General features: G+C 65.9%; 17 protein-coding genes and 2 tRNA genes. 13 read left to right on the top strand and 6 right to left on the bottom strand.

Annotation, left to right across the window (positions count from 1 at the left end; translation table 11 throughout):
• Window positions 1-91: 91 nt before the first annotated feature.
• From ASE96_RS04210 to ASE96_RS04200, 3 genes are all read left to right on the top strand, one after another.
• The gene (locus ASE96_RS04210) at window positions 92-1,213 is read left to right on the top strand and encodes a sunset domain-containing protein (RefSeq protein WP_056426324.1); all 1,122 of its coding nucleotides are present in this window, start codon (window positions 92-94) and stop codon (window positions 1,211-1,213) included.
• 180 nt (window positions 1,214-1,393) lie between these two features.
• Window positions 1,394-2,488, top strand: coding sequence for a PQQ-dependent sugar dehydrogenase (locus ASE96_RS04205; RefSeq protein ID WP_156367505.1), 1,095 nt, complete (start codon window positions 1,394-1,396; stop codon window positions 2,486-2,488).
• A 117-nt stretch (window positions 2,489-2,605) separates the two neighbouring features.
• A tRNA-Lys gene (locus tag ASE96_RS04200) sits at window positions 2,606-2,681 on the top strand.
• A 231-nt stretch (window positions 2,682-2,912) separates the two neighbouring features.
• On the opposite strand, the gene ASE96_RS04195 is transcribed toward ASE96_RS04200, so the two are convergent.
• Complete coding sequence (locus ASE96_RS04195) at window positions 2,913-3,512, bottom strand: hypothetical protein (protein WP_156367486.1); 600 nt, start codon at window positions 3,510-3,512, stop codon at window positions 2,913-2,915.
• A gap of 476 nt (window positions 3,513-3,988) precedes the next feature.
• On the opposite strand from ASE96_RS04195, the gene ASE96_RS19065 reads away from it, so the two are divergent.
• Entirely contained in the window at window positions 3,989-4,507 is a 519-nt protein-coding gene (locus ASE96_RS19065) for a hypothetical protein (RefSeq protein ID WP_156367485.1), read from the top strand.
• Window positions 4,488-4,709 carry a hypothetical protein gene (locus ASE96_RS04190; RefSeq protein ID WP_200912978.1) on the top strand — a complete coding sequence of 74 codons (222 nt, stop codon included), beginning with the start codon at window positions 4,488-4,490 and terminating at the stop codon, window positions 4,707-4,709. The genes ASE96_RS19065 and ASE96_RS04190 overlap by 20 nt, the downstream gene beginning before the upstream one ends.
• A 235-nt stretch (window positions 4,710-4,944) precedes the next feature.
• On the opposite strand, the gene ASE96_RS04185 is transcribed toward ASE96_RS04190, so the two are convergent.
• The 3 genes from ASE96_RS04185 to ASE96_RS04175 form a co-directional block, all read right to left on the bottom strand.
• Window positions 4,945-5,829 carry an ABC transporter permease gene (locus tag ASE96_RS04185; protein ID WP_082492558.1) on the bottom strand — a complete coding sequence of 295 codons (885 nt, stop codon included), beginning with the start codon at window positions 5,827-5,829 and terminating at the stop codon, window positions 4,945-4,947.
• Window positions 5,826-6,755 (bottom strand): ABC transporter ATP-binding protein, encoded by a 930-nt coding sequence (locus ASE96_RS04180; RefSeq protein ID WP_056426315.1) that lies wholly within the window; start codon window positions 6,753-6,755, stop codon window positions 5,826-5,828. Before ASE96_RS04180 ends, ASE96_RS04185 begins: the two co-directional genes overlap by 4 nt.
• A gap of 485 nt (window positions 6,756-7,240) precedes the next feature.
• Complete coding sequence (locus ASE96_RS04175) at window positions 7,241-7,612, bottom strand: hypothetical protein (protein WP_156367484.1); 372 nt, start codon at window positions 7,610-7,612, stop codon at window positions 7,241-7,243.
• A 165-nt stretch (window positions 7,613-7,777) separates the two neighbouring features.
• Between ASE96_RS04175 and ASE96_RS04170 the strand changes: the two genes are divergently transcribed.
• The 3 genes from ASE96_RS04170 (at window position 7,778) to ASE96_RS04160 (ending at window position 10,775) form a co-directional block, all read left to right on the top strand.
• Window positions 7,778-9,859: a CAP domain-containing protein gene (locus tag ASE96_RS04170; RefSeq protein WP_056426309.1), complete on the top strand. Its 2,082-nt coding sequence runs from the start codon at window positions 7,778-7,780 to the stop codon at window positions 9,857-9,859.
• A gap of 75 nt (window positions 9,860-9,934) precedes the next feature.
• The gene (locus ASE96_RS04165; protein WP_156367483.1) at window positions 9,935-10,207 is read left to right on the top strand and encodes a hypothetical protein; all 273 of its coding nucleotides are present in this window, start codon (window positions 9,935-9,937) and stop codon (window positions 10,205-10,207) included.
• A 109-nt stretch (window positions 10,208-10,316) separates the two neighbouring features.
• Window positions 10,317-10,775 carry a hypothetical protein gene (locus ASE96_RS04160; protein WP_056426303.1) on the top strand — a complete coding sequence of 153 codons (459 nt, stop codon included), beginning with the start codon at window positions 10,317-10,319 and terminating at the stop codon, window positions 10,773-10,775.
• A gap of 24 nt (window positions 10,776-10,799) precedes the next feature.
• On the opposite strand, the gene ASE96_RS19060 is transcribed toward ASE96_RS04160, so the two are convergent.
• Together ASE96_RS19060 and ASE96_RS04155 are read right to left on the bottom strand one after the other, a co-directional pair.
• On the bottom strand, window positions 10,800-10,940 hold the full coding sequence (locus tag ASE96_RS19060; protein ID WP_156367482.1) for a hypothetical protein: 141 nt from the start codon (window positions 10,938-10,940) through the stop codon (window positions 10,800-10,802).
• Between the two features lie 408 nt (window positions 10,941-11,348).
• Window positions 11,349-11,822: a MarR family winged helix-turn-helix transcriptional regulator gene (locus ASE96_RS04155; protein ID WP_056426301.1), complete on the bottom strand. Its 474-nt coding sequence runs from the start codon at window positions 11,820-11,822 to the stop codon at window positions 11,349-11,351.
• Window positions 11,823-11,939: 117 nt separating this feature from the next.
• On the opposite strand from ASE96_RS04155, the gene bcp reads away from it, so the two are divergent.
• From bcp to ASE96_RS04130, 5 genes are all read left to right on the top strand, one after another.
• Entirely contained in the window at window positions 11,940-12,413 is a 474-nt protein-coding gene (gene bcp, locus ASE96_RS04150) for a thioredoxin-dependent thiol peroxidase (RefSeq protein WP_056426298.1), read from the top strand.
• Window positions 12,414-12,645: 232 nt separating this feature from the next.
• Entirely contained in the window at window positions 12,646-13,311 is a 666-nt protein-coding gene (locus tag ASE96_RS04145; protein ID WP_235500097.1) for a GAP family protein, read from the top strand.
• Between the two features lie 156 nt (window positions 13,312-13,467).
• Window positions 13,468-13,549 (top strand) — tRNA-Leu (locus ASE96_RS04140).
• Window positions 13,550-13,921: 372 nt separating this feature from the next.
• A complete protein-coding gene (locus ASE96_RS04135; protein WP_056426292.1) occupies window positions 13,922-14,593 on the top strand; it encodes a fasciclin domain-containing protein in 672 nt (223 codons plus the stop codon).
• A 325-nt stretch (window positions 14,594-14,918) separates the two neighbouring features.
• The gene (locus tag ASE96_RS04130; RefSeq protein WP_056426289.1) at window positions 14,919-16,565 is read left to right on the top strand and encodes an ABC transporter substrate-binding protein; all 1,647 of its coding nucleotides are present in this window, start codon (window positions 14,919-14,921) and stop codon (window positions 16,563-16,565) included.

Here is a 16,565-nt window from a genome sequence, read left to right as displayed (position 1 = left end):
GGGCGGGCGGCTTGAAGGGTGGACAGCCCCCTTGAGGCGGACGTACCGTCAAGCAATGGCAACCTTGCCTTATGGACAGAAGGGCTCTGCTATGGATTGGATCATCTGGCTCGTCGTTATCGCGGTGATTGTCGCCGTCGTCTGGTGGTTGCTGAACCGCAACAGCTCCCGCGCCCGTTCCGGCTCCGCCGGTCCAAAGACCGGGGCCGGGGCCGCCGCCACCGACGATTCCACACCTCCCCACCTGCACGACGCCGACCACGGCCCCAGTCACCGCGGCGCCCTGTCCGGCGGCGGCTCCTCCCCGTCAGCGGCGGCAGCCGGACTCGCCTGGATGCCTGCGTCCGCGGGCTTTAACCACGCGGAACCCGGCGCCGAACCCGAACCGGCCCCCGACCCCGTTGCCGAGGCTGAGGACCGGGCGGCCGTCGAGGCCCACTTGAAGGCCCGGGCGGCGGCAGCGGCAGCGGAGGTGTCGGGCACCGAGGCGTCGGGTGCGACTGCATCGGGCGCTGACGTTGCGTCCACACCCGCTGCCGAAGAGGCGCCGGCCGAAAACCCGGAATGGGAAACCCAGTGGTCCGAGACCCCGCCGGCCGAACCGCATACGGCCGTTCACCCAGAGTCTGTCCACGGCGCCGGTGCGCACGTCGCGGGCGCCGCTGCGGGTGCCGCCGGTGCTGCTGCCGCGACCGGTGCCGCAGCAGCACCGGCAAGCGCCCCCGTGCATCACCCTGAATACACGGAGCCTCATGCACCGACCCTCCCCGGTGCCGAATCGGCCGCGGCGGAGGCAGTCCTCGACTCGGAGCCCGCCTCCACCACGGACGCCGGATTCATGGCGGAAGCAAGAGACCAAGGGAATGCCGGACAGGCAACCCAGGCGCCGCAAACGGCGGCCGAGTCCCCTTTGGCAGAGGCTGAGGCCCGGCAAACCGCAGTGTCGTCCGCCGCGTCCGAAACCGCTGCCAGCCATGAGGCCGAGCCCGCCGGCCATCTCGCAGCCGACCAGCCGTACGGCGAGGGGTCGGCGGCAGCGTCAGCCGACGGCAGCGGCCCCGAGGGCTTCACCGTCAAGGGCAACGCCTCCTCGATGATCTACCACGAGGAGACCAGCCCCGCCTACGAGGAAACCCGCGCCGAGGTCTGGTTCCTGTCCGCGGCACACGCCGAGGCCGCGGGCTTCCGGCCCCCGCGCCGGACGCGGCAGTAATCCGTGGCGCGGGAAACCGAAAAATCACCGGCCGGCACCGGACCAGCGATGACCGGGACACCGGCAGGGCGCCGGGAATCAGCTGATCCGCGGCACCCCGCGCCGCCGGCCGGACAGTCCGCGGCCGGCCGGCCCGCGGGCGCACAAGTCTGGGTGGGCCTGGCGGCCGCCGTCGCGATCATGCTCAGCGGCTGCACGGCGGGCGGCACCGATGTGCCCGCCGGCACCGCTCCCCCGCCCAGCGGCGGCACCGCCACCCCGGGCCTGGAAGGGCCGACGCCGGCAGTGACCCGGACGGGCGTGGACCGGCCCACGCTTGCCGAAAAGATCGACGCCGAGTTGCAGCTGCCCTGGTCCACGGTCTTCCTGCCCGACGGCACCGCCGTGATCTCCGAACGCGACAGCACGCGGCTCCGGACCATCGCGCCGGGAGCGCGCAACGGACGGGCCGGCACGATCGGCACGGTGCCCGACGTCGTACCCGGCGGAGAAGGCGGACTGCTGGGGCTGGCACTGTCCCCGGATTTCGCGAACGACCGCTACCTGTACGCCTACTTCACCGCTGCGCGTGACAACCGGATCGCGCGGATGCGACTGGAGGAGCGGGGCGGGACGCTGGTGCTGGGCCCCTCGGAGGTCATCTTCTCCGGAATTCCCAAGGCCGCCACGCACAACGGCGGGCGGATCCGGTTCGGACCGGACGGACTCCTTTATGTCGGCACCGGCGATTCCCGGCGCACGGAGCAGCCGCAGGACGTAAACACCCTCGGCGGCAAGATCCTGCGCATCACGCCGGAGGGGCGCCCCGCGCCGGGCAACCCCTTCGGAGACAACCCGGTGTACAGCTTGGGCCACCGCAACGTGCAGGGCCTCGCGTGGGACAGCGCCGGCCGGCTGTGGGCAAGTGAATTCGGGCCCGACGTCGACGACGAGCTGAACCTCATCGTCCCCGGCGGCAACTACGGCTGGCCGGCGGTCACGGGCGCCCCGCGCCGTGAAGGCTTCCGGGACGCGAAGGTGGTGTGGCCGTCGACGGCGGAGTCTTCCCCCAGCGGGCTGGAAATTGTCGGCGACACGGCCTACCTGGGGGCGCTGCGCGGCCAGAGAGTGTGGGCGATTCGCTTGAACGGCGAATTCGCCGGGGATCCCGTGAGCTATTTCACACGGGAGTACGGGAGGATTAGGAACGTTTCACTGGCCCCGGACGGCCGCCTCTGGGTGCTCAGCAACAACAAAAACCCTGATTTCGTGCTGGTTTTGGAGCTGCCGGAGTAGCCCCCAGGGCGGGCGCCCGGCCCGATTTCACACTCCGCCCAAACTCGTGTAGAGTTTCATGTCGTTGCGGAGAACAACGCGGGAACAAAAAGACCGCGAAGAACGAAAACAACAGATGCACCTCTAGCTCAACTGGCAGAGCAATTGACTCTTAATCAATGGGTTCCGGGTTCGAGTCCCGGGGGGTGCACCACCAAGAAAAACCGCTCCACCACCGGCGAAAGTCGGGTGTTGGAGCGGTTTTTTGTTTGCCTAAGAACAGGCCTACTCGTCGTTTAGTCGCCGTATGAACGATTGCCCAACGTGGGCATTATTGGACCAGGATGACGCGCTGGTTCAACTGGCCGATGCAGCCGATACCGTCACCCGGGACGAAGCCGAGACCTACGCCGGCGGACGATGCCCTGGCCGCCTCGGACTGAGGTCAGTAGATGGTAACCACCGGTTCCTTGATATAGACGCGCTGCTCGTACGTCGGCTGGAGCGTGCTGCTACCCGATCCGCGGTAGAGCCCGCTGTGCCAGACGACCCACTGGGAGTCCCACGCTTCGGCGTCGTGACACCACGTCTGCTTGCCGACCTCAACGCCCGCAGGGTCGAGGCTGACGCACGCAAGGGACTGCACTGGGCCAGCACGGTACGTCACCATCGCGTACGTTGCGTAGCCGTCCACGTACGGCATGAGCGGAATGCTCCATGCTTTGACATTGGAGCCGTCGTCGCCCCACAGGCGCCAGTATCCGTTCTCCACGCGGAGCGCGACCTGGGCGTAGCGCCAACCACCATCCTTGTCGGGACCGTGCAGCTGGACCAGGGAGTGCCATGACCTCCCGTCGTTCTTCGCAGGGCCAAGGACCGGCTTGAGCCAGCCCTTCCACTGCGTCTTCTTCCCGGGCGCAGACAGCGTCGCAGCCGCCTGCGACGCTCCGACCTTGATCTCACTGCGGCGCTTGAGGTCAGGCGTCGCGTCAGCGGGTGCGCCGGTGATCCACCAGTCGGTCGTCCCGTACTGCGCGGGCCTCATTCCGTTCCACTGCGAGGATGTGTACCACGCGGGCTGACCCACGCGGTTTGGTGCGGTCATGGGCCCGTAGGTTGAATTGCCAGCCGCTGATGCGGTGACCATGGGCGCGAGCGTGAGAACAACCGCCAACATACCCACGATGATGCGTCGAATGATGAACACGGTCCAGCCTCCTGCTACTGCAAGACTGAGACCGTTGTAAAGGTTATTGATTAACTGTCCGCGCCAAGAGCGTCGTCAAGAGCTTTCTCGGACACGAAACTCTCGCAAGCAGCACTGGACTCCTAAATGGGGACCCAACCAGCCACGATGGCGACGGAAAATGCTTTGACGGTCAAAAGCACTGCCAGGCAAGCAGTGCATGAAGCTCCTAAAGGTTCACGTTGTTTCCCGTCACCGAGATGTAGCGGCCGGACGAATAGAACTCAATGCAACGCTCGCCGTCGCGGATCTTTCGGCCAGGCCCTTCGGGAGCCTTGACGAACACGTGGACGCCTTCACCGGACTGGCTTACTGGGATCTACACGCTCACGCCGGCAGACCTCGGCTCCCGGGTGACGGTAATTCTCACCGGTTCACTGAAGGGCTACGCCGACACCATCATGGAGGCCCAAACCTCAGGCGCGGCCGTTCTGCCCACCCGGCCCGCAGCCTCCATGCCGGTCGTCACCGGCAACGCCGTGGTCGGGTCAGTTCTGACCGCGACCTGGAAGGCGGCCCCCAAGGCGGCAACGTACACCTGGTTCCGCAATTACATGCCCATCAGGGGAGCGACCGCGGCGACCTACAAGCTGACGGCCGCAGACAAGGGGTCGGTGATCATGGCCGTCGCGAAGGTGAAGGTCCCCGGCTCTTCCTGGCCGACGGAGATGCCCGGCCGGGGGTCTTCATCCGCTGACCCGTCCGGAAAGGGCCAATTGTGCAACGGCCTGTTGCGCAATTGGCCCTTTCTCATGCCCGGGGCACGGTCATCCGGTGTACGAAGAGATTCCTGAGGAGTTCTGGGCCGGACTGGAGGCTGAGTTCACCCTGCCGTCCCTGGAGCAGGTCCGCGCCAGAATTGAGCTGCTCACGGCGGATCCCGAACCGGTAATGCGCCGCCTGGTGCGCGTCTTAGTCGGAGACGGGACTTTCTGTCCGGGGTTCCAGTTCCTGCCCGGCGGCGGGCTGCATCCGGCCGTGGTCATCGACTCTTAGGGGGTGGGGTTTTGCGCAGGTTAGAACCGGTTTTCGGGTCATCAGCTGTGATAGCTGGGGCGCCGGTGTGGAGCTGTTCGAGCGCGCGGTGCGGCCGCTTACTACCCACGAGAAGCTGGCCCTCGAGCTTGACGTGGAGGCCATGCGACCGACGGCACCGGCCAAGGCAGGCTGCGCATAACTGAATAGCGGGCGCCCCGCGGCGGTCTCCCTGCCTTATCCCTGGCGCCGGAGATCAGGCATCCCGGCGCTTCACGGTCACTAGCGCGCCGGCCAGGGCCACCGCAGCCCAGGCGAGGACGACGAGGCCACCCTGGACTTGGGTCAGATGGTCCTGGGCAGTGCGTATCGCGACCATGTCCATGCCCGCGGAGGTGGGCAGGAAGAGCCCGAGGTCTTTGAAAGAGTCGTTCAGTCCGGAGAGGATGGCAACGAGGATCGGAAGGATGGTGAGAATGCCCAGGATGGTGACGATGCCACCGGCGCTGTTGCGAAGCAGCGCCCCGATGCTCAGGCCCAAGACGGCGATCAGAGCGAGGTAGGCGCCAGCGCTGATGATGCCTCGGATGACCCCGTCTGCGATGAGCGGGTAGTTCAGGCCGTGCGGTTCCAGGAGCGGCTGGGCCACCGCGTACGAGATGAGGGCCCCGACCACGCCGACGGCGAAAGCGCTTCCGGCGATGACGAGTGTCTTGGCCAGCACTGCGGTGATCCGCCGGGGCACCGCAATGAGGGTCGTGGTGATCATGCGGGTACCGTATTCGGAACCGATCTGCATGACGGCCAGGGAGGCAACCAGGAACTGGGCAATGACGGTCCCGGCGGCAGGGACCTCCCGGGCCATGATCCCGAACTCATCCACGAGGCTCTGCTGTCCGGCTCCACCCTGCTCGGCGTCGATGGCAATAAAGCCGGAAACCATGGCGGTCAAGGCGAACGTGCTGAGCAAACCGACCCCGACCATGCAGACAAGGGAGATGGTGAGGATGATGTAGCTTGAGCGCAGCGAAGTCAGCTTGAGCCATTCGGCGTGCACGGCTCTGAGGAAGGTCAACCCTTTTCCGCCGTCCTGACGGGCGGCTGCCGCGCCACGGCGACTGGCGGGTGCAGTGGTGGTCATCGGGTTCCCTCTCCTGCCCCGGCCAGCGCGGCGGAACGGTATTCAACTTCATCTCGGGTCAGTTCCATGTACGCCTCTTCGAGCGAAGCCCGGACCGGTGTCAGCTCATGGATCAACGCATCGTGCTCACGGGCGATCCAGGCGATCTTCCGGGGCTCGGCCCCGGAGACTTCCAACAGGCCAGGTTCCAGTTCACGGAACGCGATCCCGCCGGCGGCCAGGCCAGCCCGCAGCTCATCCAGCTGGTCGCTGCGGACCAGTGACCTGTCCCGCCCTTGGGCGAGGATCTCGGCAACGGGAGCATCGGCGATGATCCGGCCCCGGCCGATGACGATCAGGTGGTCAGCGGTCTGCGCCATCTCACTCATCAGATGCGAGGACAGGAACACTGCCCTGCCCTCGGAGGCGAGGTGACGTGACAGATTGCGGACCCACTGGACGCCTTCGGGGTCGAGCCCGTTCACCGGCTCGTCGAAGATGACGGTTCTGGGATCACCCAGCAGCGCGGCGGCGATGCCGAGACGCTGGCCCATGCCAAGGGAGAAGCCCTTGATCCGCTTCCGGGCGATTTCCGTAATTCCGGTCATGGCCATGACTTCATCTACGCGGTTGCGGCTGATGCCGTGCGTGGCGGCCAGGACAGACAGGTGCTTGACGGCGCTGCGGGCCGGGTGAAGCGCCTTGGCGTCCAGGAGGGCACCGACTTCTCTCAGCGGCGCCGCGTGCTCCACGTACGGGCGGCCGTTGACCAGCACCCGGCCGGAGGTTGGCCGGTCCAGGCCCAGGATCAGGCGCATGGTGGTGGATTTGCCGGCGCCGTTCGGTCCCAGGAATCCGGTGACCTGCCCGGGCTGGACGGTGAACGTTACGCCGTCCACGGCGGTGCGCTTCCCGTAGGTCTTGGTAAGGCCGTATGCCTCGATCATGGTCCAGCTTTCTTCTAGGCGAGTGTCTGTCCGTCAATGCATGAGGACCAGCCCACAACTCACCGCCCCCTCGCCATTATTCATGCGTAGGCGCATGTCAGGCGGGAACTCAGGCGTCTTTACCCGCATTTCTTTTCTCTGGGGCAATGGCTGGGTCTTCGGCCGCGTACTGCCGGTCAGAACGGCCAGCCAGCTGGCCAGTAGTGTTCCACGACCGAGGGGCCGGCAGTGACACTGCCGCTTCGTTCTCAGCCATCTCACGGAGACCCAGGTCGAGCGCTGGCGGCCATTCTGGCCAACGGCAACGTCTGAGCCCGGTGGGTCGGCGACCCAACAGACTCCTCGCCGCATGGACTCCACGGCCCGCGGAGAGACAGAGAGAGATGTTCGGGGCCGTACACATGAGATTGAGAGCGGACGTTTACGTCATCGACCGGCCTTTCACACTGGGGCCGGATGCACCGAATCGAAGATTGGACCAGGCTTCAACTCCTGCCTGTTATGGGACTTTCTGCGGCTGCTGTGGAGCTGATACCTCGCCCACGAAGAGAACACCGGGTCGTCCAACGGCGGCCCGGTTTCATTATGCCCGCGGCGGAGACGCCCTCGAGGTAGGCCTTGAGTTCGACGGCACGGACGACCTCCTCGAAGGTCTTCTCGATCGCTGCTGCGGACTTGGACATCTTGACCTGTTGGATGGCAGCGACGCCCTCCTGGAAGCCGCCATTGTCACGGTAGGCGGCCGCCTCGTCGGCGGGCCATTGGCGTACGTCAAGGCCGCGGCCGCGGAGGATTTCGGCGAGAGGCTCGATGAGATCGGGCCGGATAGGGGCTGGTGTTTTCGGTTTCTTGGGCATGGGGGCCATGTGTGCGGCGGCGGCTCGGACGATGCCCGCCGGGTCCGACGGCCCCGAAGCCTGCGCATGGCTGCCGGCAGGCCGCTTACCTGCCTGACCTGCGGCAACGTAGGATCCTGTCTGGACCGGACACCTGCTCGTCCGGCACGAATCTCTGGGGGAAAATTGAAAATCAGCAAAGCGCTAGGAGCATCGCTGCTCACGGCAGCACTGGTGGCCGGCCCGATCTGCGGAGCCTCGTCGGCGCCCGCTGCGGTGCCCGTGGCCACACAGTCAACATCGACGGACTCCCTTGGCCTGTTCCAGGAGAGCAATCGGCAGGTTCTCATTGACACCTTCGACAGGATCAACGCTTTCCGCGCGACCAAGGGGCTGAAGCCGCTCAAATTCAACGTGAACATCGCCACCGTCTCCCAGAAGTGGAGCGATGAGATGGCGGCGACCGGCCTGTTCGCGCACAACGGCGACTACGTCACGGGCGCCCCTGAGGGCTGGACGTCGGCGTCGGAGAACATCGCCTGGTACACCTACGCCCCCAGCGGGCAGCGGTTCGTTAACTTGTGGATCAACTCTCCGGGCCACAACGCAAACATGTCCCGCCCGGACGACCAGTACATGGGCATCGGCATCAGCTCCGTGGACGGCCGCATTTACGCAACCGCCAACCACTTCCGCTACCAGGACGGCGTCGTGCCCCCGGGGTCCTACAACAGCCCGCGGGACTTCTTCAACGGCCTGCCCGAGCTCGGCGCAGGCAGTGTCGTCATCGTCAACGCCCCCGAGCCTGCCTGGGATACGGCGAAGCGCACGTACACGATTCCGAACGCTTCCGGGGTCGAGTATCGGCTCTACTCCGGCGACGACCAGAGCGTGAAGGCCCCGGGCACCTACCCTGCCGTCACCGGATACAACGCCATCGTCGCAACGGCGAAACCGGGGTACCGGTTGAGCAACACCGTGTCGTACTGGAGCCGGACCTTCGAGTCCGCCCCGGTCACGCCCCGCGCGCCGGTGTTCGACAAAACCGCCCGGACCGTCACCATCCCGTCCACCACCGGTGTGCAGTACCTGCTCAACGGCGTCGCTGTCCCGGCCGGCGTCCATTCCTTCCATGACACTGCCAAGGTCGAGGCCCGGGCCTTCAGCGGGCACACGCTGACCGGTCTCTCGAGCTGGAGCGTCACCGTCCCCCTGGTCAACATCACCGTGCAGGCCGCCCCGACCGCCAACAAGGCAGCCGGAACGTACACGATACCGGCGCGGCCCGGCGTGGAGTTCCTCATCGACTACAAGCCGGTTCCCGCCGGCACCTACAAGAGCTCCGTCGACGTCACTGTTTCCGCCCGGGCCACCAACGGCTACACGCTCACCGGCACGTCCCAGTGGGTGCTCCACCCGGGCCTCGAAACCGTCTCCGCGGCCGGTCCGCTCTTCGTGGACTACAGCAACCTGTTCCTGATCCCTGACCGCCAAGGCGTCCAGTATTTCCTGAACGGCAAAGCTGTAGCTCCGGGGCGCTACACCGGCACCGGAAAAGTCGTTGTCACTGCCGCCGCCAAGCCCGGCTTCCGGCTCGAAGCCGGGGCAACCTCCTGGTCATACGACTACACCCAGCCTGCTATCAAGGTCACCCCGGCCGTCCCAGCCTTCAACCGGGACCGGGCGACCTACACCGTTCCGGCCCGCACCGGCGTCCGCTACTTCGTCAACGGTGCCGCGAAAGCGGCCGGCACCTACCCCAGCTCCACGAAAGTTATCATCACGGCGCAGGCCGCCACCGGCTACATCCTCACCGGCACCGCTTCCTGGACCTACGATCTGGCACCCCTGGCGGTGACCGCTGCGGCCCCCACATCCAACCTGGCAGCCGGAACCTACACCATCCCGAAGCGGACCGGCGTGACGTATCTCGTGGACGGCAAAGCCGTGGCTGCCGGCACTTTCAAGGGCAACAGCCGCCGGGTTGCCGTCACCGCCAAAGCCGCCCCCGGCTACCGGCTCGCCGGCACCTCGAGCTGGACACTCGACTTCCGAAGGGCAGTGACACCGGTCAAGCCGGCCATGAACGCCGCCACCAACCGCTACACAATCCCGAAGCAGCCCGGGGTCGCCTACTACGTGGACGGCAAACTGACGGCCGCCGGAACCTTTGCGGTAGCCAACGGCAGGACTGTGAAGTTCACCGCCAAGGCCTCGGTGTCCACGTACCGGCTCGCCGGAACGTCCGTCTGGTCTTTCCGCTTCTGACGCCAGGGGCGCCGGCTGCCGGGAAGAGCCGGCGTCCCCTCCGCACACATCAGGTGCCTGAGTAACCACCCTGTATTGAGCCCCGAAGACTTCGTGATCACGACCGGTGAGGAGCCGGAGGACTGGCCGGAGCGCTTCGCTCCCGGCTCCTGCGCCAAGGTTGCGACCAACGGCGAGGGGCTCTGGACGAAGATCGCCGAGGATGACGCAGAGATCATCCCGGCCACGCTGGCCAACAACCCGTTCGGAGGCTTCACTGCCTTCGGGGCCTGGTCGTGTACAAGCGCGAGAACGGCCGCGAAATCCAGCCGCCGAAGGTCGACTAGACCCGAGCGAGGCGGCTCCTAAAGTGGTCGAGCCGCATAGACTGCGTGGCAGTGACGTACCGAACGCTTTTTGGGGGATCAATGAATGAATTGCACAACGCACCCGGAACTGTGAGGGCGGGGAGCCGGCCATGAGCAAGTCGAAGATGGTCGTGCGCAGCTACAAGAGCCCGCGTGGCCCCCGTCCGAAGCAGCTCCCCGTGGCTGTGTCCAGTCTTCGCTGGGCGCTGGCGCGGAGGCTGCTGCTCGCAATTCCTGCCGGCGTGTTCCTTGGCGGCATGCTGACCACGGCGCTCAACCTGGAGACTGCGGACCCCTCGGGCGACGCGGCGATGCTGGCCGGCCTGGCCCTATCTTTCGCCTTGTTCCTGACTGTTCTGTGGCTCCTTGGCCGTAACCGGCGGAAGGCTTTTGCCGCATCAGGAGGCGATCCGCAGGCCGCCGGCGTGCTGCTCTTCGGTGTGCTCACTCCCCGCAGGAGGAACTCGAAGTCGCACAGCCAAGGCTACGGCGGCGACGGAGGCTACAGCTCCGGCGGGGATTCCTCGGGTGACTGTGGCGGCGGCGACAGTGGCGGCGGATGCGACTAAACGAACCCCGCGCACGGGCGGCCGTCAGGCTCCGCGCCGGACAGCAACCGCTAGTTGAAAGTGGATGGGCAGGGCCAACTGCACCGGTGACGCCCCGACGGGCTCGTCGAGCAACTCGTTGATCGAGGTCTGCCCTTCCAGCTCAGCAATCGGGTTCGTGTCCATCCCTTGAGCCTATTCGCAGTCGGGGCCCGCACCGGTGAGGGACACGGGACGCGGCTCGAAGGGCCTCGGGATCAGTGTCTACGACGGGGAATGGATTGCCTTTTGCCGGTGTGCTCGTGTGGTCCCGCCACGGCCGGCGCTGATGCTTCGGTGCCTGCGGGGTGCGGGTCGCACCCTTCACAGAACACGGCATCAGCAAATTCACCACAGCACTGGCAGCGATGTTCCAGGGATCTCGCTTCGAGAACGTAGCTAGTCATGGGCCCAATGCTCCTCCGGAGCTCCCGAGTCGGAACGAGTAATCTGTACTCGTTTGGGGCACCGGGCTACTTGCCGGAGGAGGGGCGCCTCGCCGCACCGAAGGCGGGATGTTCGACGTCGGGCACCGTGCGTCGGCGAAATGGCCGCCTAGTTAGCCTCGACGGGCAGGCTCGGATCCTGTGTAGCGACGATTGCTTTCACCTCAGGAGAGGAAATCTTGGTGGCCAGTTCGGTGACCACCGCCTGTAGCTCCTGCCTGAGGACGTCCGGATCGATGGAGGCGGCAGCGAGCACGGAACGTTCCATGTCTGCGGCCTGGGCAACCGCCTCGCGGCCGCGGTCTGTCAGGGACACCACGTGGCTGCGGCGGTCGGAGGCGCTGCGCTGGCGGGAGATATGGCCGTGGGCTTCCAGCCGGCTGAGGGTCTTGCCCATGGTCTGCGCCTGTACGCGCACCAATTGGGCAAGTTGGGCCTGGGTCATCGGTCCGTTGACGGAGAGCACTTCCATCGCGATGACCCCGGCATGGGTCAGGCCAATGGCCCCCAATTTTTCGTTCCAGGAGTGTTCAACAAGGCGTGCTGCCGTGGACAATAGGCGGCCCGTGGGCCAGCGATCCATATCAGGCATACCAAAGAGTATAGCGAGCGTACGATTCGGCGCGGCCACCGACTCTCACTAGGCTGGTATATCGCCACCAAGAAGCCACACCGCGTCCACCCCGAGAAGGAGCACAACTTGCCTGAACGACTCATCCCCGGTGATCCGGCGCCAGCTTTCACCCTGAAGGACGCCGAGGGGCACGAAGTCTCCCTCGCGGACTTCCGGGGCCGCAGCACCGTGGTCTATTTCTACCCGGCGGCGTCCACCCCGGGCTGCACGAAGCAGGCCTGCGATTTCCGGGATTCCCTGGCATCCCTGCGGCAGGCCGGTTACGACGTGGTGGGCATCTCCCCCGATCCGGTGGACAAGCTGGCCAAGTTCGCAGCTGCGGAAGGACTGGACTTCCCCCTGCTGTCCGATCCGGACCACGCCGTCGCCGAGGCCTACGCGGCCTGGGGCGAGAAGAAAAACTACGGCAAGACGTACCAGGGACTGATCCGGTCCACGGTGGTGGTGGACCCCGACGGGAAGGTCGCCGTCGCGCAATATAACGTCAGGGCCACCGGGCATGTCGCCAAACTCCGCCGGGACCTCAAAATCGACGCCTGAAGACTCCTGACCACTGGGCTGCCGGCACTCACCCCTTGGGTGATGTGTCGACGCCGCGCTCCGGCTTACATTCGCTGAAAGTCCAGGTCCCTCCGGGTTCATGGAGCGGATCAGGCCCTGGAACCCAGTGGATACGGAATCCTGAGGAGGAAACCGGTGCCGACGACGGATGCGGGCTCCGCTGCCCGCGGTGGGCACAGCGCGTCGACGGATCAGTGCACTGGACCTCAGCGTGCTGGAACTGATTGCGGAACTGGTACCCCAGGCCATCGGCATGGCGGCCAGTCCGCTCCCGCTCATAGCGGTGCTACCGATAATCCTTTCCCCGAACGGCAGGGGCCGGAGCATCGCCTTTGCCGCGGGCCGGGTCCTCGCGGTCCTGGCCACGGTGCTTGCGGTGGCCGCCTTGTCCGACGCTGCCACGCAGGGGTCAGGCGGTACACGCCTCGGCGCAGCCATCCGCCTCTTGCTGGGCGTGGCGTTCGTCGTCCTGGCGCTCTCCAAGTTCCGCTCGCGGCCTAAGAGTGAAGCGGAACAGAAGACCCCCGGGTGGATGCAGGCCCTTGACGGTATGAAGCCCGCGAAAGCCCTGCGGACGGGGTTCTTGGTGACCGCGATCAATCCGAAGGAACTGATCTTCGGCATCGCGGCCGGCGTTGTGATCGGCAGCTCCTCGCTCCCGCCCGGTATGGTGTCCGCCGCCGTGCTCATCTATACGGGAATCGCCACGATTACCGTCGTGGGCCCGGTGGTGGCGTATATCATCATCGGCACCCCGGTGCGCAGGGTCCTCGAACCTGTGCGGACCTGGCTGGACCGCTACTACAACGTCATCATCGCGGCCGTCCTCGCCATCATTGGCGCCGTCATGATCGGCAAGGGCGTCGCCGGGCTGTAGGTGTTCCCGCTCCGCCCGGCGCACCCCCGGAACCCCCCGCCGGCCGCCGTCGACCGCTGCCCCGCGATAAGTCGCCGCAGCGTGTGCCGCGAAATGTACAATGGAGCCTGGCATCCGCCCCCGACGGTCGAAGGACCCGACAGACGGCGGCGCCGCGCGCGAGTGGTGAAATTGGCAGACACGCAGGATTTAGGTTCCTGTGCCTTCGGGCGTGGGGGTTCAAGTCCCCCCTTGCGCACATAGAAAGAGAGTCCCGGTCTTCGGACCGGGGCTCTCTTTCTGGTTAGCCGCCCTTTCCTGCGGGTCTGGCCCGGTATTGGCGGCCCGAATCGCCGCGCCTGCACCCACCTCCGCCAGAAACCCCGCAAAACCGGGCCAGTCCGGCCGTAAATCACCCAATAGCAGGCCCAATTCGGCCGCTAATCCACCTCATAATCCGGCATAAAGCGACCCAACAAAAAGAATTTCCATCCCACACCCATCCGTTTCCCCCCAGCCCGCGAATACCCATTGAGACACCAACCAAGGGTCGGTGCCCACAAGTCGGAAAAGGGCCAAAGCGGCAACAGTTCGCCGCGGCAATGATCGGCACAACAAAGGAGAAACCGAAATGCAGACCATCAAGCGCACGACTCTTTCCGTAGCAGGAATCGCTGCTGCAGCCATGCTCAGCCTCACCGCCTGTGGCGGATCCACCACCGCGGCCCCCAACTCCTCGGCTCCGGCCTCCGCTCCGATGGAATCGAGCATGGCACCGTCGCCGTCCGCCAGCTCGGCAGCCATGGATCCGGCCGCCAACCTCGTCGGTTCCGGCTGCGCCGCCTACGCCGAGAAGGTTCCCAGCGGCGCCGGCTCCGTCTCCGGAATGGCCCTCGACCCGGTAGCGGTCGCGGCGTCCAACAACCCGATCCTCACCACACTGACGGCCGCAGTTTCCGGCAAGCTCAACCCGAAGGTTGACCTGGTGGACACCCTGAACGGCAGCGAATTCACTGTCTTCGCACCGACGGACGACGCCTTCAAGAAGATCGACGCCGCCACGATCAACACGCTGAAGACGGACGATGCCCTGCTCAGCAAGATCCTGACCTACCACGTAGTCCCCGGCAAGATCAGCCCGGACGAGATCGTCGGCACCCACAAGACGGTCCAGGGCGGTTCCGTGACCGTGACCGGCACCAAGGACGCACTCAAGGTTGACGGCGCCAACGTGGTCTGCGGCGGCGTCATGACCGCCAACGCCACGGTCTACATGGTGGACTCCGTCCTGATGCCCAAGTAGGCTCCGCTAAACGCTCCTGCTCCGGTTCCAGCCTGACTCACTGGACCATCTGGGAGAAACGAAGGCCCGCACCCCTGGTGCGGGCTTTCGTTTTGCCTGCCGCCGCCTGTGGACTCGGCCGCGGCTGATGGCGCTACTGGGCTCCCAGCTACCGCCCGGGCGGGTCAACTAGAATGAGCCTGTTCCGCAGCCGGCGGTCCATCCAATCCCCCGAGGTGATTACCGAGTGCCCAGAAGTACAGTGCCCAGCCGCGCCCTGCGCCGCAGCAGACTGCAGGCCGGCAGTGCGCACGCCAGTGGAGTGCGGACCGGCGCAGTGCGCCGCATGGCTGCCGGCGTGGCCGTGCTCCTGGCACTGCCCCTCGCCGCCTGCACCGGAACCCCCGGCCCCGGCCCGGGCTCCGCCACCGCCTCGCCCAGCTCGTCGGACGCCGCCCCCAGCGCGGTGTTCAACTTCGGCACGGCCTCCCAGCCGCTCGGGCTGGATCCGGCTGTGGTCTCCGACATCGAGTCCTACCGGATCACACGCCAGGTCCTGGAGGGACTGGTCGGCGTGGACCAGACCACGGGACAGCCCACGCCGCTGCTGGCCACCGAGTGGACCACCAGCGCTGAAGGCCGGTCCTACACGTTTAAACTGCGCGAGAAGGTGACGTTCCAGGACGGGACGGCCTTCGACGCCGCCGCAGTCTGCAGCAACTTCGACCGCTGGTTCAAGTTCCCCGAGGCGCTCCGGAAGCAGGCTCCCGGAACCACGTTCAAGGGCGTTTTCAAGGCCCACGCCGATCAGGCGTCCCTGTCCATCTACAAGGGATGCACCGCCCTGTCACCGGACAACGTCAGGATCGACCTGACCCAGCCCTTCACCGGATTCCTGCAGGCCCTCACGCTGCCCGCCTTCGCCATCTCCTCGCCCAAGGCCCTTGCGTCCAAAAACGCCGATGAGCTCAACCAGAGCCGCGACGGCCAGCCCGTCTCCGCGTACGGGCTTCATCCGGTGGGAACCGGCCCCTACGTCTTCAAGTCCTGGGATCCGAGCAGCATTACCCTCGCCAGCAACAAGGACTACTGGGGCGACAAAGGCCAGATCGGCACCATCAACTTTGTCACCTACGATCACACCCAGACCCGCATGCAGGCCCTGCTGGACGGCAAGATTGACGCGTACGACGCCGTGACCATCGGCAACTTCGACCAGCTGGTGAAACGCGGACAGCAGATTGTCCAGCGGGATCCCTTCTCCGTCATGTACGTGGGCATGAACCAGGAAGTGCCCATCCTGCGCAACATCAAGGTCCGCCAGGCGATCGAAATGGCCCTGGACAAGGACACGCTGATCCGCAGGTTCTTCATTGACAACACCGCCGAGGCAACGCAGTTCGTCCCGCCCAAGCTCAGCGGCTTCAACAACAACGCTCCGGCCCTGGGCCACAACCCGGCGAAAGCCAAGGAACTCCTCGCCGAGGCCGGCTACAACGGCCAGGAACTGAAGTTCTACTACCCGTTGAACGTCACCAGGCCCTACCTTCCGACGCCGGAAAAGGTCTACGCGGAAATCAGCAAACAGCTGACCGCCGTCGGGCTGAACATCAAGCCGGTGCCCGTCGAGTGGTCCGACGGCTACCTGCAGAAGGTCACGTCCCCCGGGGACCACGCCCTCCACCTGCTGGGCTGGAACGGCTCCTACGCCGATCCGGACAACTTCGTCGGCCCGCTCTTCGGCGAGAACACCGGCGAGTTCGGCTACCAGGACCCGCAGGTCTTCTCCAAGATCGCCCGGGCCCGCGGCCTGCCCGACGGCGAGGAGCGGACGGAGCAGTACCAGACCATCAACGCCCAAATCGCCGCCTCGGTCCCCGCCGTGCCGATCGCTTTCCCGATCTCGGCCCTGGCCCTCTCCGACCGGGTGGTGAAGTACCCGGCGTCGCCCGTTCTCAACGAAGTTTTCACAAAGGTGGAGCTAAAGCCTTGA

The sequence above is a fragment of the Arthrobacter sp. Leaf69 genome (genome assembly GCF_001422645.1).
Classification (GTDB): domain Bacteria; phylum Actinomycetota; class Actinomycetes; order Actinomycetales; family Micrococcaceae; genus Arthrobacter.
The sequence above is the reverse complement of the archived record's forward strand: the minus strand, read 5'-3'. Positions and strand labels throughout refer to the sequence as shown.

Coding starts and splice junctions, on each gene's coding strand:
- ASE96_RS04210 (WP_056426324.1), top strand. CDS start 92: ATGGATTGGATCATCTGGCTCGTCGTTATCGCGGTGATTGTCGCCGTC.
- ASE96_RS04205 (WP_156367505.1), top strand. CDS start 1,394: ATGCTCAGCGGCTGCACGGCGGGCGGCACCGATGTGCCCGCCGGCACC.
- ASE96_RS04195 (WP_156367486.1), bottom strand. CDS start 3,512: ATGAGGCCCGCGCAGTACGGGACGACCGACTGGTGGATCACCGGCGCA.
- ASE96_RS04185 (WP_082492558.1), bottom strand. CDS start 5,829: ATGACCACCACTGCACCCGCCAGTCGCCGTGGCGCGGCAGCCGCCCGT.
- ASE96_RS04180 (WP_056426315.1), bottom strand. CDS start 6,755: ATGATCGAGGCATACGGCCTTACCAAGACCTACGGGAAGCGCACCGCC.
- ASE96_RS04175 (WP_156367484.1), bottom strand. CDS start 7,612: ATGCCCAAGAAACCGAAAACACCAGCCCCTATCCGGCCCGATCTCATC.
- ASE96_RS04160 (WP_056426303.1), top strand. CDS start 10,317: ATGAGCAAGTCGAAGATGGTCGTGCGCAGCTACAAGAGCCCGCGTGGC.
- ASE96_RS19060 (WP_156367482.1), bottom strand. CDS start 10,940: ATGGACACGAACCCGATTGCTGAGCTGGAAGGGCAGACCTCGATCAAC.
- ASE96_RS04155 (WP_056426301.1), bottom strand. CDS start 11,822: ATGGATCGCTGGCCCACGGGCCGCCTATTGTCCACGGCAGCACGCCTT.
- ASE96_RS04135 (WP_056426292.1), top strand. CDS start 13,922: ATGCAGACCATCAAGCGCACGACTCTTTCCGTAGCAGGAATCGCTGCT.
- ASE96_RS04130 (WP_056426289.1), top strand. CDS start 14,919: ATGGCTGCCGGCGTGGCCGTGCTCCTGGCACTGCCCCTCGCCGCCTGC.